Source organism: Capnocytophaga sp. (assembly GCF_030532915.1).
Lineage (GTDB): Bacteria > Bacteroidota > Bacteroidia > Flavobacteriales > Flavobacteriaceae > Capnocytophaga.
The window spans coordinates 3,314-25,231 of record NZ_JAUNKD010000029.1; the positions used below are offsets into that span (position 1 = coordinate 3,314).

Below are 21,918 nucleotides of genomic sequence, written 5' to 3' on the forward strand. Positions count from 1 at the left end.
CTAATTTTGTTTATTGATATGGTGTTTATAGTGTGTAATTGATTTATTTTAATATTTAAATAGTCTATATTTTGTTTTTTATGGTTTGATGTTTTATAAAAATAAGGTTTTTATGCTTTCATAAAGGTATAAAGGTCGTTATTAAATCCGTAAACTACTAAAATGTCATCTTGATGAAGACGCGTTTGTGGGTCAGGTATGCCCTGTACGCTTGTAACGGTTTTAGTTTTACCCAAGAACGAAGCCTTTTCGGTCTGACTGAGTATCGTAAGTATTACAATATTGTAATTGGCACGAAAACCGACTTCCTCGATGGTCTTTCCTACGAAAGTTTTGGGTGTTTTCACTTCAACAATACTGTAATTTTTGTTCAGTTCAAACGAATCCACTACACCTTTAAGTGTTAATTTTTTTGCCCAACGTTCAGCGGTTTCCTCTTCGGGGCGTACAATTTCATCAACGCCAATGGCACGCAGGATATTTTCGTGTAACGAGTTTATAGAACGGCTAATGAGGCGCTTAACCCCTAAGTTTTTGAAAAGGGCACTAACCAATACGTTCGTACCTTGGTCTTCCCCGATGCTAACGATAACAATGTCGGTATTTTTCAGTGGAAGGTCAGACACGGTTTGTTCATCGGTAGCATTTAAACAGATGGTATGTGAAATTTTATCCTTCAAAGCGGTTACTTTTGCCATACTCGAATCCACGCCGATAACTTCATTGCCTTGTTTTGTTAGTTTTTGTGCCAAAGATGCTCCAAAATTGCCCAATCCTACGATAATAAATTTCATTTTTATGTTATTTTTGTAATAGATGTTATGATATATAGGGTATAACTTATTTGTTTTTAAGTTAAAACACATCCTTATTATATTGAAAACTATGATTATTAAGATGTGCTATTATTTTATAACAACTATAAATCATAATTTTGAGTATCATAACACTATTAATATAGTTTGTAATTTAATTGTTTTTTATTTTAATTATTATATAAATTTATAAATATTGTGTTTGATTTAGTTGTTTTAGTGTGTTTATAGGATGTATCTTTTTTATTTTGATATTAATTTATATAAATTATAGCTTCTATTTGTTCTAAATTTAATTGCCGTTAAATGAATTATAGTGTATAGTTGTTTTGTTTATGTCTTATTTATGGTGCTATATATTGTATAGTTATTTTGTTTTTATAATGAAATAGATGTGTTATAGGGTGTAAAACTTCATTTCTATTGTTGAAATATGCTATGTTGTATGATTTATATGCTGTTAGTTGATTAAAATTTCGTCTCCCGGGTATCGATAGGTTAAGTTTTTACTCTTTCTGAATAGCGCAATGAGTATAGTCAGCATCGATACACGCCCGATGAACATCATTATTACTAAAACTAACTTACTTGAATCGCTCAACAGACCGGTTATGCCTAAACTTAGTCCGGTGGTGCTGTACGCCGAAAAGCATTCAAAGGCGATGTCTAATAATTTAAGCTGATTATCGAAATCCGAGATGAGAAACACGCCCGTTCCAATTACGATGAATGAAAGTGACATCACGGCAAAGGCTCTTCGCACCGAAATATCGGCAATTTCCCTGCGAAACAGTTCAATTTTCTTCTTACCCTTGGCTAAACTTAAAAAGTTAAGCGTCCCGATGGCAAAAGTGCTGGTTTTTATCCCCCCGCCGGTTGAAGCCGGCGAAGCACCAATCCACATCAGGAGTATAATAAGAATGATTGAAGAGAATTGTAAATCATTGAAATCAATGGTGTTAAAACCTGCTGTTCGGGGCGTTGTTGCCGTAAATAAAGCGGTGATAAATTTACCGATGCCGCCGTGTGATGCCAGTGCGTGGCTGTATTCTTTCAGATAAATAATGCCCGTGCCGGTCACTATCAAAATGGCGGTAGTAATCAGATTTATTTTGCTACTGAGGGTCAATATCCAAGGAATGTAATTGTCTTTTCCGGAAATAAAAAATAAAAAGTACCTTTTGATGAGATGTTTCAAATATCGAAGCGTATTAATCACAATGGGGAAGCCCAATCCGCCGAAAACAAACAGGGTAATGATTGTGAGTTGAAAGCGATAGTTAAAAACGAAGCCCTCTGCCATTAATCCGTTGGTTAGGGTGGAAAAACCCGCATTGCAAAACGCCGAAATTGAATGAAAAACCGAAAAATAAATGCGTTCACCCACTTGCGGAATGAGTTTCGGGCTGAGGTTTACAAAGATTAAAAACGCACCGATGAGTTCCACCGTAAAGGTAATGACCAAAATGCGTTTGAGGGTGGTGAAAACCTCGCTGATTTTCTGAGAATTGGTAATGTCACTCAAAGCGATTTGGTTTTGGTACGTGGCACCTTCTTTGAAAAAATAGCTGAAATAGCTGGCAAAGGTGAGTATCCCAAGTCCGCCGGCTTGAATTAACAACATAATGATGGTTTGTCCGAAGCGGGTGAAGTACGTGCCGATGTCCACTACACTGAGTCCGGTTACGCAAACGGCACTGGTAGCGGTAAATAGTGCGTCGATAATTGAAATGTCGCCGTGGGTGGAGTTGGGCAGACAGAGTAGAAACGTTCCGATTCCGATAAGCCCTACGAAACTGATAATGAAAAGCCGAGCGGGATTCAATACCGAACGTTTGTAGTTTATTTTAGGCAGATTTGCTCCCCGAATAAGCATCAGAATCGTTGCCCAGCGCATCCAATCAGAAACGACAAACGTTGTGCCATCATCAATAAATTGTTCGTATAAACAGATGATAATGAATGCAATGCTCAGTCCGTCAAGTAGGTCAATACGAAAATGCCGTTCTTCACTTTTGTATAGTTTGAGGGCGTGAAAGAAAACCGCCACGCCCAGTGAAAGCGTATAGAAACCCAAAAAACAATAATCCAACCACAACGGAAGCGAATATCCGTAATCAATGATAAGTACCACTATCGACATTAGGTACAGCACCGAAAAGAAAGTTCTTAATTTGCTTTTATTTATGGAATGGTTCATTGTTTTTTGTTTGTAAGCCGGTTTAAAATTTAGCCAACACTCCTGAATAAATCCCGAACGGATGACCGGGGCGTAATCCCGCCGGATGACGTGATACTAAATAGGTTTTATTGGTCAAGTTTACGGCATTTAGGGTTAGCGTTAAATACTTGTTTATCCGCGCTTTTGCCGAGGCATCAATGATGGTATGTGCCGGAACTTTATTACGCTCGGCAATGGTACCTTGCCCGGGCGTGGTGCGCATATCACCGTTGTAACGGACCCCAAAATGAAACTCAAATCCTTTATATTCAGCACCTAAACCGGCATTAAAGCTGTGTTTATTCACATACGGAATTTCATCGCCCACAAAAACACGTCCCCAGGTATTTTCTTCAAAGGAATTGAGCATTTTGGTATCCGTATAGGTATATGAAAACTGCAACGGAAGCCGTAATTTATAGTTTTTCGGAATGGGTTGAAAGTGTAACATTGCTTCCATACCTTTTACGAGCGCCTCGCCCACATCAAACTGTTCCAACGTACCGCTACCTCCGGCTGCTGCCAAATCACTACCCAACATATTGCTGTATTTGTTGTGAAAATAAATGGCTTCGGCAGTAAGTTGCCCAACTGAAAGTCGTGTACCGGCTTCAAGGTTGATACTATTTTCAGGTTTTTGATTCATTCCTGCACTCGGGGGCGAAAATCCTTTGTGAATACCCGAAAACACCGACCAAGCAGGCGTAATTTTGTAATGTACCCCAAAACTAGGAATAAGCACACGTGCCGGATTGGTTACTTCACGCCGAATTTTGCCTGAACGACGTACGTCTTCTTTGGTGAAATCTTTTTTATGCAAGAGAATATCTTCATACCGAAGTCCAGCCGAAAGCGTAAGCCCGCGATAGGTAAGTTTGGTTAAGATATAGGTTGCCAATGCTTTTGCCGAAGTAATTCGGTTTGCTTGGGAGCCGCGAATGGCAGGCAAGAAAAGCTTCATTTTTCCGTTTTCGATGGCGTAACCATCATCCCACTGAAAACGATCTTCAGCATCGCCGTGATAGCGTAAGCCTGCTTCTACGTCCATAAAAATATCATTGATATAAAAATGATAATCGAATTTGGTTTGCAAGCCACGCGCGTAATAATCACGGTTGTTGGCACGCACGATTAGGCCTTCGCCATTGTAGTTGGTTTTTCCTGTTAAGATGTCAAAATACAGGTGATTGGTTTCGGGATCGTCCAAAACGGCATTGATAGAACGTTTTTCGGCAGCAGTAATTCCTGCTTTTATGTCGTTGAGTTTATACCAGTTGCGATGAAAGGTGTTGTAGTAAGCGTTGGTGGTGAGTTTCATTCGCGGAGAAATCCCAAACACGTAAGTGGCAACCCATTGCAGATGTTTGGTGGTGATATTATCCACTTGTGAACCGGCATAGCGCAAAAAAGGTGTTTTTTTGAAGTCATTTTCCGATAAGCCGACATATGTTTCATCGGAATCTTCATCAGCATACCCGAATTTTATCTCAAAGGAATGATTTACACCTTCTTCTTTATCGGTTTTAGCCATTAATTTGGCAATAAAGTCATTACGTTTGATGCCTGCCTTCTGATTGTCGGGTAATTTTTTAAATCCGTCGGACTGAAAACGCAGATACTCTACTAAATATCCGAAGTTTTTATGGCTATTCCCGAAATTAAAATGTGTTTTAAAGGTGTTGTTAGTGCCGTAAGAAGCGTTTAGTTTGCCTGACAACTTGGCAGGGATTGGAGTTGATACCATATTGATAGCGCCACCGGTGGTAAAAGGACCATATTGCACCTGGCTGCTTCCTTTGAGTACTTCAACGGCATTCATTCGGGCAGCATTCGGGAAGTAGTACGCGGCGGGAGCAGAGTAGGGGGCGGGGGCGGCTAAAATACCGTCTTCCATCAGAGTGATTTTTTCACTGCGCTCGGCTTTGGTTCCGCGAAGACTGATATTGGGACGCAAACCGTATCCGTCTTCCTCATAGACATTTACACCGGGGACGGCTTTGAGCATTCGGTTAATATCGGTGTATCCCATTTTTTGGATTTCCGTCGGTGCGATGTAGTATGCCGAGCCGGTGCGGTTTCGGGCTTGGAATTTATTTCCTAGAATTTGATTGGCACTGATGATAACCTCTTGCAACTGCCGAATGCTGTCTTTTGGGGTTTCCTCTTTCTCTTGTGCAAAACAATTTATTGATATACAGAGTAGTAATGCTAAAAATATCTTAGAACACATAGTAGAAATTTGCATTTATCTTAAACAAACAATTAGGAGCGCAAAAATAAAAGATATTTAGATTAAAAACAAATAAAAATAAATGTTTTTTTGAAACTGTATATTCTTTTTTAGGTATAATTAACAAAAATCAGTAAGTAAAATGAGTTTATTGTGTTAAAGATTAATTAAATAGATAATATTTTTTGTTATTATTTTCTAAAATGAAAAAATCAGCACGATGTGTGTTTTCTATCAATAGCATTTTTTAAAAGGAAGAAAAAATCCAATTATATAATTCTGAAAAAGTGGTGATTAATAGCCGAATAAGTATTACAATCAATCCTAAAACCACAATAACACCTGCTGTTGCCCAACCGGCACGTTTGTTCACACTTGCAATTATTTTTTTATCCCCGTTAACAAAGCTAATGATTAAATCAAAATTATATTTATAGGAACGATGTACAAAATCAAGGAGGCTTCCGGCATAAGGGATTAATCCTATGAGTATGTCTATCAAAATGTTAAACAAAATAGCCATCGCCAATCGGTACGATTTTAACTTAACGATAGCTACATATAAAAACGAATAACTAAAAAACTGCGTGATGACATCTCCTACGATGGGTATCAGCCCGATGATTCCGTCAAGGTAATAATCATCAAACCATTTTTTAGTAATTTTTATGATTTGATAATGTTTACTGTTTTCAATTTTATGTTTTCTGATTGCGTATTTATCTTGCGCACTATTGTTTGTATTCACTTTATTTTCTGTAATGTCTAAAAATTCCAAAATCGGTTGCAGACCAAAGGGCGTACTTTTGATAGCTTTTAATTCGTAATTAGGCTCATATACCGATTAAAGCAATATCAAGAAAAATAGTGTATAGCATTTTGCATCTGATTTAAACCAAAAAAGAGCGACACTACACCGCTCTTTTTTTGATTTATTGAATTTTCTTTTTGTTTTTTACGTCTTTATCGGTTAAAGCAATTTTTATGACTTCGTCCATATTTGTTACATAATGGAAAGTCAAGCCTTTAAGATATTCTTCTTTGATTTCCAAAATGTCTTTTTCATTGTCCTTGCAAAGAATAATTTCTTTGATTCCGGCGCGTTTTGCGGCTAAAATTTTCTCCTTAATTCCGCCAACGGGAAGTACTTTTCCGCGTAGGGTAATCTCACCCGTCATCGCCAGATGTTTTTTTACGCGTTTTTGCGTAAAGAGCGATAATAACGATGTGAGCATCGTGATTCCGGCGCTGGGACCGTCTTTCGGGGTGGCACCTTCGGGAACGTGAATATGAACGTTGTATTTTTCAAATATTTCACTATCAATACTATAAGTTTCGGCATTGGCTTTGATATACTCCAAGGCGATGCTTGCCGATTCTTTCATCACTTTACCCAAATTACCCGTGATGTTCAAAAGCCCTTTGCCCTTTGATAAAGCCGATTCAATGAACAAAATATCGCCGCCAACACTCGTCCACGCCAAACCGGTTACCACGCCGGCGATGTCGTTGTTTTCATATTTATCGCGTTCCATTCGGGCTGCACCCAAAATTTTCGGTAGTTCGTCTAACGTGATTTTGGTTTCAAACGGCTCTTCCATAGCGATGGATTTGGCTCTGTTTCTGACCACTTTGGCAATTTGTTTTTCAAGTCCGCGCACGCCCGACTCACGCGTATATCCCTCCACGATGCGTTCAATTTCTTTTTTACCTAACTGAATATCAGATGATTTAAGTCCGTGTTCGTCAATTTGTTTTGGCAAAAGGTGTTTTCGGGCAATTTCGATTTTTTCTTCAATGGTGTAGCCCGTTACGTTGATGATTTCCATACGGTCACGCAAAGCGGGTTGAATGCTTCCCAAATCATTGGCAGTGGCGATGAACATCACTTTTGAAAGGTCATACCCCATTTCAAGGAAATTGTCGTAGAACTCATTATTTTGCTCAGGGTCAAGCACTTCAAGTATTGCTGAGGAAGGATCACCGGCGTGATGATTTCCTAATTTGTCAATTTCATCAAGCACAAAAACCGGATTGGAAGTTTTTGCTTTTTTCAGAAGTTGCAAAACGCGCCCCGGCATTGCCCCGATATACGTTTTTCGATGCCCACGGATTTCGGCTTCATCACGCAAACCGCCAAGCGACATACGCACATATTCCCGATTGAGCGCTTTAGCGATGGATTTCCCCAGTGAGGTTTTTCCAACACCGGGCGGACCATAAAAGCACAAAATAGGCGATTTCATATCGTTGCGAAGTTTTAAAACTGCCAGATATTCAATGATTCGGCGTTTAACTTCTTCCAATCCGTAGTGGTCTTTATCAAGGATTTGCTGCGCCCGTTTTAGGTCAAAATTGTCTTTTGAAAATTCATTCCACGGCAATTCCAACATTGTTTCCAAATAGTTGCGTTGTACCCCATAATCAGGGCTTTGCGGATTGGTTCGCTGTAATTTGCTCAGTTCCTTTTCAAAATGTTCAGCCACTTTTTTATCCCATTTTTTGGCTTTTGACTTTGTTTTAAGTTCTTCAATTTCAGCTTCATACGAAACGCCGCCTAATTCCTCTTGAATGGTGCGCATTTGCTGTTGCAAGAAATAATCGCGTTGTTGTTTGTCCAAGTCAAAACGCACACGTGATTGAATATCATTACGAAGCGTAAGACGTTGCAAATCAATATTTAAGTATTTCAGCGTAGTTAAAGCCCTGTCTTTAAGGTTATTAATTTCCAAAATTTCTTGCTTTTCCTTTACGGAAGCATTCATATTGGAAGATATGAAATTGATTAAGAATGAGTTGCTTTCAATGTTTTTGATGGCGAAAGTAGCCTCAGTGGGTAAATTCGGATTTTCACGAATAATTTGAATGGCAATATCTTTTACCGAATCAATAATGGCGTTAAATTCTTTGTCTTCCGTGTCGGTTTTGGTTTCATCAACCTCTCTTACTGAGGCGGTTATGTAAGGTTTTTCTTCTAAAACCGAATCAATTTTGAAACGCTTTTTCCCTTGAATGATGATCGTTACATTGCCGTCGGGCATTTTCAAAACACGCAAGATACGCGCCACGGTTCCTACGTGATAAATGTCGTTAGGTTTCGGATTTTCAGTATTTTGGTCTATTTGAGCCACTACACCGATGGTTTTTGAACCTTCATATGCATCGTTAATCAACCGAACGGAAGAGTCGCGCCCCGCCGTGATGGGAATTACCACGCCCGGAAACAACACCGTGTTGCGCAACGGCAAAATTGGCAAGGTTTGTGGGAGCGATTCATTTTGTATTTCTTCTTCATCTTCGGGAGTCATCAGCGGAATAAATTCGGCATCACTGTCCAAGGGTTCCGAAGAAAAGCTGTCAAAATTTCCTATTTTCATCTTCATTTCATTTATAACTGTCATTTTGTCTTGAAACCGAATAGATTTCAAAAAAAATGAAAAATGTTTTATATTATTATTGTATTGTTTATCAGTATATTAATTATCTATGTGTGTTGCCTAACAACTATTATTAGCAATTGTTATGCCAAGAAGTTTTTAAAAAGAAACCATTGCTTGGTAAAAGTCGGCGGCATCAATTCCCATATTTTGGCACAACCATTTAGCACCTTCCACATTGATAACTTCTTGATTTGTAATGTTTTCGAGTGGAAGTTCGCCTTCATCGGTTGATAGATAAATTACATTATCAATTAATTGGTAATCAGGTGTTTGATATGCGATTTTGCGAACAGCATTTTCTGACGCACTTACGATTTGATTAACTAACTGATTTTCTTGATTATAAATTAAAATTCCGCCTTTGGTAATATTGTTGATAAGTGCGGTATATTTTTCCGTGTTTTTGTCAGTTAAGTTACTGTCAATCAGTATCACTGTTGGATGAAAAAAGTCCGCTTGCGAGGTGCTGTTGGCTATGGTGTTTTCATCGGTTTCGATAATTGTAAATTCCGCATCTTCTGAAAAATTAAACAGCCTTTCGTTCGATTGGTTTTCAGTGAAATAGCTAACAGGATTGTCGTAATATGCCATCACGTGCAATACCATTGCCGTTACGCTTGCTTTTCCACTACCCGAAGCGATGACCACACGGGTTTGATTTTTAAAATATTCGTATATAAATTCGGTGTGAGAAAGCAGGTTCAATTGCAGATTTTTTGCCTTTTGTAACCGCAAATCATTGTCCGAAATAGATTTACTAACAACAACAAAATCAATGTCTTGACTCATTTGTTCGTCAGAAAACGTAACCGTATTGATTTTTGAAAGTTCATCGGACAATTTTTGCAAAACAGGGTCGTTATCAACTATAAAATGTATGTGCATCACTTCTGATTAATTGAAAAAAAACGAGACAAAATTACTACTTCTGAATGATTTTACCAATTCAAAAGTGTTATATTTGTAATATTTTGTTGTGATTTTATTTGTTTTGAAAAAAATGTATTTGTTTTTCAAAAAGATAGCCTATTTTTGCATATTGATTTTTAAAACTAAAATATATGCAAATAAATGATTTACTTTCAATTTCAACGGAATTTGGTTGTCCTGTTTATGTGTACGATGCTGAAAAAATAAGCGCTCAGTATCAGCGTTTAACATCGGCGTTTGCCAAAGTTCCGCACTTGCGAATCAACTATGCGGTAAAGGCGCTGTCAAACATTTCTGTTTTGAAATTGCTGCGAAATTTAGGAAGCGGGTTAGACACCGTATCCATTGAAGAAGTGAAATTGGGCTTACTGGCTGGTTTTCAGCCACAACAAATCATTTTTACGCCCAATGGTGTGTCGTTTGAAGAACTTGAAGAAGCCGCTGCGTTGGGCGTTCAAATCAATATTGACAATCTTTCTTTTTTGGAACATTTCGGAAGTAAATACCCCAATGTGCCGGTTTGCATTCGCATCAATCCGCACGTGATGGCAGGTGGTAATTCAAATATTTCGGTGGGGCATATCGATAGTAAATTCGGCATTAGCATTCATCAAATTCCGCATATTTTGCGTATTGTCAAAAACACAAAAATGCACATTAATGGCATTCATATGCATACGGGAAGCGATATTTTAGATATTGATGTATTTTTGTATGCGGCTGAAATTCTGTTCGATACGGCAAAACATTTCAATGGATTGGAATTTTTGGATTTCGGTAGCGGATTTAAAGTTCCGTACAAAGAAAACGACATTCAGACCAATATTGAAGAGCTGGGCGAACGACTTTCCGAGCGATTTTTGGCATTTTGTAAGGAATACGGAAGCGATTTGACTTTGGCGTTTGAACCCGGCAAGTTTTTGGTCAGTGAGGCGGGCTTTTTTCTGGTGAAGGTAAATGTGGTAAAACAAACAACTTCAACGGTTTTTGCGGGGGTTGATAGCGGATTTAATCACCTGATTCGTACGATGTTATACGGCGCCACGCATCAAATTGAAAATATTTCAAACCCCGACGGAAAAAAACGTTTTTACTCGGTGGTGGGCTATATTTGTGAGACCGATACGTTTGCTTCAAACCGACAAATTTCTGAAATTTCGGAAGGCGATATTTTGTGTTTTAAAAATGCCGGAGCGTATTGTTACACAATGTCAAGCAATTACAATTCGCGCCTGCGTCCTGCCGAAGTGCTTTGGCATCAGGGTAAAGCGCATCTTATCCGTAAAGCCGAAACTTTTGACGATTTGATAAAAAATCAAGTACAATTGTCAATTTTTGATTAAAAAAGGTAAATTATTCAGCAAAATAGCGAAAAATACAGCTGTTTATTTATGAATTTACGCCGTTTTTAGTTTGTATTCAGGATAAACTTCCGCGAGGTATTTTTCGCGATTTTTCGGCAAATAGACCATTATCACGTACACCAAAACAAGGAGAAATGTGAATGCCGCAGAATAGATGATGTATGCCGTTTGATTATCAGGAAAATCACGCCAAAACTGTACACTCATCTGATGAGGAAAGAAGAAAAAGAAAGTATAATTGTTCAATCGCAGAATAATATCTTCAAAAAGCCACTTTTTACCATTATTTTGTTTAAAAATGCGTTTGTTTTTAATCATAAACACGAAAGAAGTAATAAAAATAGTGGAAGACATCGCTGGAACCGTAATTTTTGCATTCTCAAACCAAGTGAATAGTAAAAAAATGAAGACACCTACACAAAATGTCGTAATTATTTTTGGAATGGTAAAGAATTCTTTCGTTTTTTGCCAAAGTATACGGTTGTAGCGTTTGCTCATCTGTTTCGTTTTTTCCTCCAATACGTCCATAAATCCAAAAACGCCAAATTTGCGAAATTCCTTTTGTAAGACCTCTTCAAAACTATTATTAGGTGCTGATTGCCAGTGTGTTTCGATGGCGTTTGCCAAATGATCAACCAGTTCGGTTTGCACGTCGTAATATTCCACATAATGTTTGCGCGTAAACTCGTACAAGAGTTCAATTTGTTTGTCGGAAACCTTTTTCATAACTTAAATAGAAATTGGGTTTTGTGTGTTTTTCGGTGTGATGATATGCTGTAAATAATTTATAAAGTTCTGAATTTCAGATATTTGTTTTTCAGTTTCTTTGATTCCGTTTTCGGTTATTTTGTAATATTTGCGTATTCGGTTATCAACTTGTTCAATTTCAGGAGTTAATAATCCTTTGGCTTCCAATTTATGAAGTGTGGGATACAAAGCTCCTTCTGTAATAATTATTTCATTATCAGATAGTTCTTTTACTTTCTGAGTGATTTCATACCCGTACATTCTGCCGTTGTCGTGAAGTAATTTCATCACGATGGCACTCAAACTTCCTTTTAATAGCGGTGAATTTTGTTTTTTCATTGCATTAAATATATCCGATGCAAATATATATAATTTTCTTATGTATTAATAATAAAAAATGCATCTTTTTTTGGCGGGTTAAGTGGTAATTCGTAGTTTTGTAATTAATTAAACTTTTATGCGATGTTAAAAAATACAAATGTAGGATTATTAGTGCTTCGATGTGCCGTTGGCGGATTGATGTTACTTCACGGAATAGCCAAACTGAAAGGCATTGGAGGAATTGAGCAAATGCTTGACGTTAAGGGACTTCCAAGTTTTTTGGCTTATGGTGTTTATGTGGGCGAAATTTTGGCTCCGCTTGCCATTATTGTTGGATTTCGTACCCGATTAGCCGCAGTAGTACTTGCACTTACTTGTGTTACAGCTATTTATCTAGCGCATTCACACGAAGTTTTTGCCTTGTCGCAACACGGCGGATGGGCGATTGAACTTTTGGGCTTGTATCTATTCGGTAGCGTTGCTCTGTTTTTTACAGGTGGTGGAAAAATGGCGATTTCACACAAAAATATGTGGGACTAAACAAAAAATATCAGTTCGGCTATTTTTTTCGGGTCGGACTGATGATTTTTACATTATGAAAAGCAATTGCTCCACGAATTACACCCGAAATGCTATCGTGTAATGCTTTGATAATCTGCATTTTTAATTCGTTTTTATGATGAATTAAACTGATTTCACGCGCCGGTTGGGGTTCGGCAAATGAATGAATGTATTTTTTTTCCGATTCTTTGAGTTCCAACGAATGCAGATAGGGGAGAAGCGTCATTCCGAGTCCTTCGTTTGCCAACTTGATAAGGGTTTCAAAACTACCGCTTTTGAGTTGAAAATGTTTTTTTGACTCGACAATGTCTTGATTGCAGATATTCAGCACGCTTTCCTTAAAACAATGTCCATCTTCGAGCATTAAAATGTCATTGATGTCCAAATCTTCGGAGTAAATCGTTTTGTGTTTTTGAAGTCGGTGATTGTCAGGGATATAGGCTACAAAAGGTTCGTAATAAAGCGGTTTTTCAACAATGTTCGGATTATGCAACGGCGTGGCAATAATGGCAGCGTCATATGAGCCGTCTTCAATTTTTTGGATAATGGTTTCGGTGTTTTGTTCTTCAATTTTTAGGCATATTTTTGGGTATTTGTGAATGAAATTCGTCAGAAACATAGGTAAAAGCGTGGAGGAAGCAGTCGGGATAATGCCCACGCGGAATTCCCCTCCAACAGCACCCTTTTCCTGAGAAACAATGTCTCTCATTCTTTCCGATTCATTTACAATAATTTGCGCTTGTTTTATGATTTGTTTTCCTATCTCGGTGATTTGTAGTGGTTTTTTACTTCTGTCGAAAATCACAACCCCCAATTCTTCTTCCAACTTTTGAATTTGCATACTCAAGGTGGGTTGGGTAACGAAACTATTTTCGGCGGCGGTTGTGAAGTTTTTGTATTTGGCAACGGCTAAAACATACTGGAATTGCGTGATAGTCATCTTTTTATAAATTTGATAAGGCAGTTTTTAGTGTTTTAAATAGCTTTTTTTAAATGCGGAAGCACTTCTCTTCCAATTTCGTCCAAAACAACATCAACAGGGCGCGAACAGTGTTTCAGCACCAACATTGCGTGATTAACACCAATTTTATTTAAGGCTAAAAACATATCAATCAAGTAGTTTCGTCCTAATTTAAAACCCAAATCCATTTTTACGGGAACAAAATCGGGGTTTTCATCCAAGTCAATGTAAACGGGTTGGAGGTAAGGTTTTCGGGGTTGCCCTTCTCGGTCTAAGGCTTCGCGCCAATTGGAAATGATTTTTCCGGTGAAAGCAAAATCACGCGGGTAATATATCCAACCATCTGAATTTTTGGCAATCCATTCCAAATTCATACCACCTACGTGTCCTGTGATGTATAACGGAATCTTATTTTTCAGTGGTTTAGGCAGAATGTCACCGGTGTTGGTCAGTAGCGTTCCGTATTCGTTATTGAAGTGCGGAAATTCTTTTGACCAGAATTCTTTTAGCATTTCAATATGTTCCGAAACTTGCGTGCTTCTCAATTCAAAAGGTTTGTTAAATGCAGGATACTCAACCGGTCGGTCGCCCGAAGCAACTCCCAAATGAAAACGATTCGGAAAAAGCACGTCCAAACTTGCCGATGCTTTTGCCACGTGAATCGGATGCCGAAGGGGCAATATCACGCTGGCAATACCGATTTTGATGGTTTGAGTGAGCGTTGCGATGTGTGAAAGATATATCCAAGGGTCAAAAATTTGTCCAACTTCATTAAAATCAGGGTCGTAAAGCGGAATATCACGAACCCAAACCGACTCAAATCCATACGTTTCAGTTTGTTGAATCAAACGAATTTGGTTTTCCATTTTCGGAATGGCACCTGTGTAGGCTTCTATCGGAAGCATAATCCCAACGGATAAAGTATAAGCATCTATCATAAAAATGGTGGTATTGGTGTAGGCAAAGGTACATATTTTTTTAAAAATTGAAAAAATAAATGCTAAAAATTGTTTAAAAGAACTGTTTTTTGCCAATTTTACTGATTTTTTTTCCGATTCTCGCATCAAAAACGTATCTTTGTGTCAAAATTATTGATTAATGACTATGAGAGTGATAGCAATGATTCCGGCTCGGTATGCGGCTTCGCGATTTCCGGGAAAATTAATGAAAGATTTGGGCGGAAAACCCGTAATTGTCCGAACTTTTGAGGCTGTGCTTGCTTCACAACTCTTTGAGCAAGTGTACGTAGTTACCGATGATGACCGCATTGAAAGGGCTGTTTTAGAGGCGGGAGGCGCCGTAATCCGCAGTAAAAAAGAACACCCCAGCGGAAGCGACCGACTTGCCGAAGCCTGTGAACAATTGGAAGCCGACGTGGTGGTGAATATCCAAGGCGATGAGCCTTTTACCGAAACAAAAAATCTGCAAATTCTATTGGATATTTTCAAGAAAGATACCGATAATCAGGTAGATATAGCAACACTTATGGAGCGATTCCAAAATTTGGAAGCTGCCGCCAACCCTAATAACGTAAAAGTGGTGGTTACCAAAAATAACGATGCGCTTTATTTTTCAAGGGCTTTTATTCCTTTTGCGCGAGATAGGCAGACTGAAAATGTTTATTTTAAGCATATTGGGATTTACGCCTACCGAAAAGAAGCCTTGATGCAGTTTCCTAAATTGGGCGAATCAATGCTGGAACGAATTGAAAAACTGGAACAACTTCGGTATTTGGAAAACGGATTTAAAATTCGATTAGCCGTTACCGATTGCCCAACCATCGGGATTGATACCGAAAACGACTTGGAAGAAGCCCGAAAACTTTGGAAAACAAAGCGTTTTTGAAATTTTAACACAAAGATATTTGCTTCTTTGCAAAAAAAGTTTATCTTTGCCCTTTGATAACCCCAAAAAAAATTATTATGGCAAAACAAAAGTACACCCGATTGCAAACCAGTTTGCACCCTGAAATTATTGACCTTTTAAATCAGCAAGTTAGTAGAGAGGCAGAAGCTAGCTCAATTTATTTGGCAATGGCTTCGTGGTGTGAAGTAAACGGATTTCCGCGCAGTGCCGAGTTTTTTTATTGTCACGCCGTTGAAGAACGCGACCATATGATGAAAATCTTCCGATTTTTGAACGAAAACGGCGCCCGTGCTTTTGCCCCCGAAGTAGGTAAGGTGCAACAAGATTTCAAATCACTTAAAGAAGTGTATGAGAAGACGTTAGAACACGAAATTGAAGTAACGCAATCCATTTTTGCAATTTTCAAAAAAGCGCGCCAAGAAGGTGATTATGCAAGCGAAAATTTCTTGCAATGGTTTGTGGAAGAGCAACTTGAAGAAGAACGTTTGGTACACGGCATTTTGGATATGTTTGCACTTATGGAAGGTAAGGATAATCCGTTAGCCCTTAAATTGATTGATGAACGTATTCCGTTAGAAGACGCATAATGATTTTAGTTACCGGCGGAACAGGGCTGATAGGCTGTCATTTACTTTATTATTTAACTCAAAATGAGGGGAATAAAGTAAGGGCTACATATCGTTCTGAGCGTTCGCTTGAGAAAACTAAAAAAGTGTTTCAACATCTGTCAAATGACGGAGTGAAACGTTTTGCACAAATTGAATGGATTAAGGCAGATATTAACAACATTCCGGAGCTGGAAACGGCTTTTCGGGATGTTGTTTTTGTTTTTCACGCAGCAGGATTTATTTCTTTTTCGCCTAATGATTTTGATAAACTCATAAAAATCAACGTGGAAGGCACGGCTAACATTGTTAATTTATGTGTTGATTTTCAGGTAAAAAAGCTCTGTTATGTGAGCTCGGTGGCGGTGTTGTCGCCAACGTTTGAAGGGTTCAGAAATGAAACAAGCCTCTGGAATCCGGAGGTTAAAAACAGCGATTATGCCATCAGCAAGCACGGTGGTGAAATGGAAGTTTGGCGCGGTTCACAAGAAGGACTGGACGTGGTGGTGATAAACCCCTCGGTTGTTTTGGGCGCTCATTTTTGGGATTCAGGTTCGGGGCTTTTCTTTAAAAAAGTGGCGGACGGACTTTCGTTTTTCCCCTCGGGCGGAACGGGTTTTGTGGCTGTGGAAGACGTGGTTCGGGCAATGGTGGCGCTTCAATTTTCATCGGTTGTAAATGAGCGTTTTGTGCTGAATGCTGAAAATCAACCCTATGAAAAAGTTTTAAAAACCATCGCCCACGAACTGAATGTTATCCCGCCTAAATGGCGCGTAACGCATAAAATGCTTCGTTTTTTTGCCCGAATAGATGGTTTTTTAAGTTTTTTGAGGCTCAAAAAGAGAACGATTAATCTGCAAAGTGCCGATTCCTTAGGGCTTATTTCCGGATTTGACGGGAACAAAATAAAACAATATATTGATTTTCAATATACAAGTATCGATACTTCCATAAAAAAGGCGTGTGAGGCATATCGACAAAAATAAATGTAGTTTTTCACGAGTTATTTAAATTTACCGCAAAGCACCCCAATTAAAGTTTAAAAATGGTTTCAGAGTCAGATATTTAAAAAACAAATCTTACTATACATTATTTTTATTTTCCAATACAAAAAGTAAAGTTAATTTGTAAAATGCTGATATTCAAATGTATATGATTTTATTTTCATATTTAAGTTAAAAATTAGCAATAAAAAAACTCAAAAACAATAAAAAAGCCTCTTTTGATAGAGGCAAATATAATTATTTTTTGGTAGTATTTTGGTGTGGTGTTAGTTTTATTCATCAAGAAACAAATCAAAAAAGCCATCTCCATACAAACCAATGACACAGCAATTTTGATTTTTTCCTATTTCAATATTTTTACTCGTGGGTTATTCCCCCATTCCATCGATAAAGGTTGTTACGAAATCTTTAATTTTTTGTGTGATGCGTTGGGCAGTGGAGGTACGCTCTGAAATTTTTGGAGGCGTGGTTCGAATATTCAGAATTTCAGTTTGTTTGGGAAGTTTTGCACTGAAAATATACTCACCCAAAGTGTTTTGAAACTTATCGGAGTCCAGCACTTCTTCTTCTATAATTTTTCCGATTGCCAATTTTTTCTCCTCATTCCAAAATTCCTCAAAAGCCTCAGAAACAGACACTTCTTCTGAAATGAAAGGCAAATTTTCGTTGATAAATTTTTCTATTAATTCGCGTTTGCTTCTCAATTGAACATCGCTTGAAAGTAAATCGTAAATTTCTTTTTGTTTTTTCTGTCTTTCTTCTTCTTTTAAGTTGTTTTTTTGTAAGTTAGAAAGCAATGAAAGAATGTACGCCACATTAATTTCGTCGCGGTGAATGAGTTCCAGCTCAAAATCGACATCTTCTAAAATACTTTCTTTTCCTTCGATTTTTTGCGTTTTTAGATGACTCCAAATATCTAAATATTTACTTTTATAGCCATCAAACTCATATTCAGACATTTCCAAGGCATCGTAACTAAAATCCGAAAACGATTTTAAAACATTAAGCAATCGCATCAAATCACGAAATGCTTTAATGAATTCTAATTTTTGTTCTTCCGTTTGGTAATTATCAACCGATTCCAGTTCAGGAGCTATGATTTTCAGTGTTTTAAGAGCCTCGTTGAAGAGCTCGATATAATCCTCAATTGGCTGAATAATAATTTTTTTAATGGCATCTTTATCAGAAAAAAGGGCTACTGCTGCATCTGTTTCGGCTTTTAAATTACGAAAACAAACAATATTTCCTTGTGATTTTCGGTCGTCAAAGAGGCGATTGGTTCGTGAAAAAGCCTGAATCAATCCGTGATAATTAAGATTTTTATCCACGAAAAGCGTGTTCAGTTTCGGGCTGTCAAATCCCGTTAGGAACATATTAACCACAATGATTAAATCCAACTCTCGTTTGCGGATTTTTTCGGCAACATCTTTGTGATAATTGTAAAATCCTTTGTTGTCTTTGGTGGAGTGATTGGTGCCAAACATTTCATTAAAATGCCCAATGTATCGTTCCAAAACTTCTCTTTCGAAGGTTGTATTTCCTTCTGTGTCATCTTCTTCATCTATCAGATTATTAGCTCCATAGCTAAAAATAGCGGCAACTTTTAGGTTGTGTTTTCCTGCCTCTTTTTTAGCTTGAAACAAATCGTAATATTTCTGTAAAACCCCGATACGACTCACGCAAAACATAGCGTTGAAAACTTTTCCGTTGGTTTTTCTTCCGTATTCGGAAATGATGAAATCCGTGATTTTATTCAGTCGGTCATCACTTTCCAGAAGTTCTTGTGTATCAATGCCATTTACTTCAATATCGATGTAATTATTACTCTTTTCTTTTTCTTTGTATCGCCCTACGTATTCCACTGAAAATTTCAGTACATTTTCGTCTCTGATTGCATCGGTAATTACATATTTGTGGAGGCAATCATCAAATAATCTGTTAGTTGTAGCGTCTTGTCCATCAATTTTTCCAACGGAATTAGTTCCGGAAATAGGTGTGCCGGTGAAACCAATCATTTGAGCTTTGTTGAAATATTTTCGGATATTTTGATGTGTTTCTCCAAACTGACTGCGATGGCATTCATCGAAAATAAAAACGACTTTTTTATTTTGCAAATGCTTAATTTTCTTGTCGTGCTTCTCTTTGGTGATTGCTGTATTTAATTTCTGTAAAGTAGTAACAATCAGTTTGGTATCATCTGAAAGTTGGCGAACCAAATGAGCGGTATTTTCGGTGGAATCAACACTTCCTTTTTCAAAAGAATCGAATTCTTTTTGTGTTTGCGTATCCAAATCTTTTCTATCTACCACAAAAACAACCTTTTCCACATCAGGAAGTTCCTTTAAAATTTGACTTGCTTTGAAAGAAGTGAGCGTTTTTCCGGAGCCGGTCGTATGCCAAACAAAACCGTTTTTAGGACTATTTTTTACCCGTTCAACAATACGCTCCACCGCATAATATTGATACGGACGAAGCACCATCAAAACTTTATGTGTTTCATTTAGAACGATATATTTAGTAATCATTTTTGCCAGATGGCAGGGTTCTAAAAACTCGTAAGTGAACTTATCCAACGCTTGAATGGTGTTGTTCTGTTCATCTGACCAGTAGAAAGTTTGTTTAAAATTTTGTTTGGAATTGTTTGAGTAATATTTGGTGTTCACATTGTTGCTAATTACGAAAATCTGAACGTAATTAAACAATGCGGCTCCTGATGAGTACGATTGTTTTTGGTATCGGTTGATTTGGCGAAAAGCCTCTTGCAGTTCCATTCCTATTCTTTTTAGTTCAATCTGAACCAAAGGCAGCCCGTTAATGAGTAAAGTTACATCATAGCGGTTTTTATACACGCCTTCAATAGTGATTTGGTGAGCAACTTGAAATTGATTTTGGCACCAAAACTCTTTGTTTATGAATGAAATATATTCAGAAGTGCCGTTATCTTTCTCCACGCGGAAGTATCCGCGTAATTTTTTGGCTTTTTCAAAAATGCTTCCTGTGGAAAGGTAGTTGAGAATTCGGTCAAATTCTCTTTCAGAAAAGGAAGTTTTATTGTGTTTTTCAAGCTGATTTTTAAGGTTTTTAAGTAATTCTTCTTCATTGCGAATGCTCACCTTTTTGTATCCTAAATTTTGGAGTTGTTCAATGAGCTTTTCTTCTAAAATATATTCGGGTTGGCTTGACATAAATTAAGTTCAATAAAATTCACGCAAAAATAAAGAAAAATCGGACAATTTTAAAATATTGGTTTAAAATTGCCCAAGTTTTTGTTACTTCAAAGCCTTGCACATTTGCTCAATGGCTTTCTTTTTTTGTTCCATATTGGGATGTACGTAGAGATTGAGCGTTGTGCTGATGTTTGCGTGACCGAGCAAAACGCTAACGGTTTTATAATCACAATTGCTTTCAATACAACGAGTTGCGAAACTATGCCGAAGCCCGTGAAATTTAAGTTCAGGAATGTTGAGTTGATTCATCAGATTTTTGTAATAAGTTCGGTAAGTGCGTGGTTCTGTGGGTTTTTCGTGGTTGGTAAGCACAAAAAAAGCAGGATTTACCAACTTTTTGATTGGTTTTAAAATTTTTAACAAATCTTTACTAATAGGAACTTCACGAACCGAATTTTTAGTTTTGGGCGTGTCTAAAATGAGTTCTGTTTTTCGCCTTCCGTTTTCCACTACATACACCCGCTGAATGGTTTTGCGAATGTGAATCACACCGTTTTCCAAATCAATATCTTGCCAAGTCAATGCGCAAATTTCACCGATGCGAATACCTGCCGAAAGACAAATGTAAATCCCTAAATTCTTGAAAGTGAAATGTTCCTGAATATAATACATCAAATATTTTTGGTCGGTTTTGGTTAGTACTTCAATGGACTGTCGCTCTCGGTCGGTGGGGAAACGAAGGTCAAAAGGCGTGTAATTTATCCATTTGTTTTTTGCTCCAAATTTGAGAATCATTTTAAGAACAATTAAAATGTCCTTTACCGATTTTTGACTCAATCCTTGTGCTAATTTATCCAACACAAATTGCTGAACGCTTTGTTCATCAATGCAATTTTCACACGATTGAAACACCGGAAGTAAATGATTTTCAAGTAATAGCATATACGCCGAAAAACTTGATTTTTTTACATACTGTTTTTTGTCTTCTGCCCACAAAATGGCAATTTCTGAAAATGTTTTTTTTTCTTTCATTTGATAAAAAAATTAAAATTTTTAAAATATAACCAAAAAAATATTTTTTGCAATAGCATTAGTGAGAATTTTACCTCCCTAATGTGTAAGAAAAGAAATTGAATTTTTTAGAGTCCAAATTTGAGATTTCCGGAGTTCTTGGAGCAGTGGGAAGAGAAGATGTTGGGGGAGGTGGCTATAATTGTAGGAGGTGGAACACCAGACACATCAGTTGATGAATATTGGAACGGAAATATTCAATGGTTTACTCCAACAGAGATTAAAGAAAATTATGTTGATAAAAGTTTACGAACGATTACACGTTTAGGATTAAAAAAATCATCAGCAAAATTACTACCAAAAGGAGCAATTCTTTTGACTACAAGAGCGACAATAGGTGATGTTGCTATTGCGTTGAGAGAATGTACTACTAATCAAGGATTTCAATCTTTAATTGTAAATGAAGGATTTAGCAATATTTTTATTTCCAATTGGCTAAAACAAAATAAAAAAGAATTAATCAAAAAGGCAAATGGTTCAACTTTTATAGAAATTAGTAAATCCGAAATAGAAACAATTTATATAAAAATCCCCACCCTTGCTGAGCAAACCAAAATTGCGTCTTTTTTGTCTAAATTAGATGATAGAATACAAGCCCAAAGCCAAACCATTGAG

Annotated in this window: 18 protein-coding genes; 6 read left to right on the forward strand and 12 right to left on the reverse strand. The window is 37.4% G+C overall.

Annotated features, from left to right (window positions below; translation table 11 throughout):
- Positions 1 to 110 precede the first annotated feature (110 nt).
- The 6 genes from Q4D72_RS09150 to Q4D72_RS09175 form a co-directional block, all read right to left on the reverse strand.
- The gene (locus Q4D72_RS09150) at positions 111 to 794 is read right to left on the reverse strand and encodes a TrkA family potassium uptake protein (RefSeq protein ID WP_303077539.1); all 684 of its coding nucleotides are present in this window, start codon (positions 792 to 794) and stop codon (positions 111 to 113) included.
- A gap of 481 nt (positions 795 to 1,275) precedes the next feature.
- Positions 1,276 to 3,015: a TrkH family potassium uptake protein gene (locus tag Q4D72_RS09155; RefSeq protein WP_303077540.1), complete on the reverse strand. Its 1,740-nt coding sequence runs from the start codon at positions 3,013 to 3,015 to the stop codon at positions 1,276 to 1,278.
- A 22-nt stretch (positions 3,016 to 3,037) separates the two neighbouring features.
- Complete coding sequence (locus tag Q4D72_RS09160) at positions 3,038 to 5,266, reverse strand: TonB-dependent receptor (RefSeq protein WP_303077541.1); 2,229 nt, start codon at positions 5,264 to 5,266, stop codon at positions 3,038 to 3,040.
- Between the two features lie 247 nt (positions 5,267 to 5,513).
- Positions 5,514 to 6,014 carry a DUF4112 domain-containing protein gene (locus Q4D72_RS09165; RefSeq protein ID WP_303077542.1) on the reverse strand — a complete coding sequence of 167 codons (501 nt, stop codon included), beginning with the start codon at positions 6,012 to 6,014 and terminating at the stop codon, positions 5,514 to 5,516.
- A gap of 184 nt (positions 6,015 to 6,198) precedes the next feature.
- On the reverse strand, positions 6,199 to 8,667 hold the full coding sequence (gene lon, locus Q4D72_RS09170) for an endopeptidase La (RefSeq protein WP_303077543.1): 2,469 nt from the start codon (positions 8,665 to 8,667) through the stop codon (positions 6,199 to 6,201).
- A gap of 135 nt (positions 8,668 to 8,802) precedes the next feature.
- Complete coding sequence (locus Q4D72_RS09175) at positions 8,803 to 9,591, reverse strand: Mur ligase (RefSeq protein WP_303077544.1); 789 nt, start codon at positions 9,589 to 9,591, stop codon at positions 8,803 to 8,805.
- Positions 9,592 to 9,767: 176 nt separating this feature from the next.
- Here Q4D72_RS09175 and lysA point away from each other — a divergent pair, with 176 nt between their 5' ends.
- Entirely contained in the window at positions 9,768 to 10,979 is a 1,212-nt protein-coding gene (lysA, locus tag Q4D72_RS09180; RefSeq protein ID WP_303077545.1) for a diaminopimelate decarboxylase, read from the forward strand.
- Positions 10,980 to 11,033: 54 nt separating this feature from the next.
- Here lysA and Q4D72_RS09185 read toward each other — a convergent pair whose 3' ends face one another.
- Positions 11,034 to 11,726, reverse strand: a complete 693-nt coding sequence (locus tag Q4D72_RS09185) for a hypothetical protein (RefSeq protein WP_303077546.1) — start codon at positions 11,724 to 11,726, stop codon at positions 11,034 to 11,036.
- A 3-nt stretch (positions 11,727 to 11,729) separates the two neighbouring features.
- Positions 11,730 to 12,086: a PadR family transcriptional regulator gene (locus tag Q4D72_RS09190; protein WP_303077547.1), complete on the reverse strand. Its 357-nt coding sequence runs from the start codon at positions 12,084 to 12,086 to the stop codon at positions 11,730 to 11,732.
- 123 nt (positions 12,087 to 12,209) lie between these two features.
- Between Q4D72_RS09190 and Q4D72_RS09195 the strand changes: the two genes are divergently transcribed.
- On the forward strand, positions 12,210 to 12,608 hold the full coding sequence (locus tag Q4D72_RS09195) for a DoxX family protein (protein WP_303077548.1): 399 nt from the start codon (positions 12,210 to 12,212) through the stop codon (positions 12,606 to 12,608).
- Between the two features lie 19 nt (positions 12,609 to 12,627).
- Here Q4D72_RS09195 and Q4D72_RS09200 read toward each other — a convergent pair whose 3' ends face one another.
- Both Q4D72_RS09200 and Q4D72_RS09205 read right to left on the reverse strand, forming a co-directional pair.
- Entirely contained in the window at positions 12,628 to 13,569 is a 942-nt protein-coding gene (locus Q4D72_RS09200; protein ID WP_303077549.1) for a hydrogen peroxide-inducible genes activator, read from the reverse strand.
- A gap of 35 nt (positions 13,570 to 13,604) precedes the next feature.
- Positions 13,605 to 14,528, reverse strand: a complete 924-nt coding sequence (locus Q4D72_RS09205; RefSeq protein WP_303077557.1) for an LLM class oxidoreductase — start codon at positions 14,526 to 14,528, stop codon at positions 13,605 to 13,607.
- 166 nt (positions 14,529 to 14,694) lie between these two features.
- Between Q4D72_RS09205 and kdsB the strand changes: the two genes are divergently transcribed.
- From kdsB to Q4D72_RS09220, 3 genes are all read left to right on the forward strand, one after another.
- Positions 14,695 to 15,435: a 3-deoxy-manno-octulosonate cytidylyltransferase gene (gene kdsB / locus Q4D72_RS09210; RefSeq protein WP_303077550.1), complete on the forward strand. Its 741-nt coding sequence runs from the start codon at positions 14,695 to 14,697 to the stop codon at positions 15,433 to 15,435.
- 77 nt (positions 15,436 to 15,512) lie between these two features.
- Positions 15,513 to 16,043: a ferritin gene (locus tag Q4D72_RS09215; RefSeq protein ID WP_303077551.1), complete on the forward strand. Its 531-nt coding sequence runs from the start codon at positions 15,513 to 15,515 to the stop codon at positions 16,041 to 16,043.
- Positions 16,043 to 17,047, forward strand: a complete 1,005-nt coding sequence (locus Q4D72_RS09220; RefSeq protein ID WP_303077552.1) for an NAD-dependent epimerase/dehydratase family protein — start codon at positions 16,043 to 16,045, stop codon at positions 17,045 to 17,047. Before Q4D72_RS09215 ends, Q4D72_RS09220 begins: the two co-directional genes overlap by 1 nt.
- Before the next feature lie 386 nt (positions 17,048 to 17,433).
- On the opposite strand, the gene Q4D72_RS09225 is transcribed toward Q4D72_RS09220, so the two are convergent.
- Both Q4D72_RS09225 and Q4D72_RS09230 read right to left on the reverse strand, forming a co-directional pair.
- Positions 17,434 to 20,250, reverse strand: coding sequence for a type I restriction endonuclease subunit R (locus tag Q4D72_RS09225; protein WP_303077553.1), 2,817 nt, complete (start codon positions 20,248 to 20,250; stop codon positions 17,434 to 17,436).
- A gap of 84 nt (positions 20,251 to 20,334) precedes the next feature.
- Positions 20,335 to 21,264, reverse strand: coding sequence for a site-specific integrase (locus tag Q4D72_RS09230; protein ID WP_303077554.1), 930 nt, complete (start codon positions 21,262 to 21,264; stop codon positions 20,335 to 20,337).
- Positions 21,265 to 21,384: 120 nt separating this feature from the next.
- Here Q4D72_RS09230 and Q4D72_RS09235 point away from each other — a divergent pair.
- Positions 21,385 to 21,918, forward strand: a 534-nt coding sequence (locus Q4D72_RS09235; protein WP_303077555.1) for a restriction endonuclease subunit S, incomplete at its 3' end; no start/stop codon positions are given.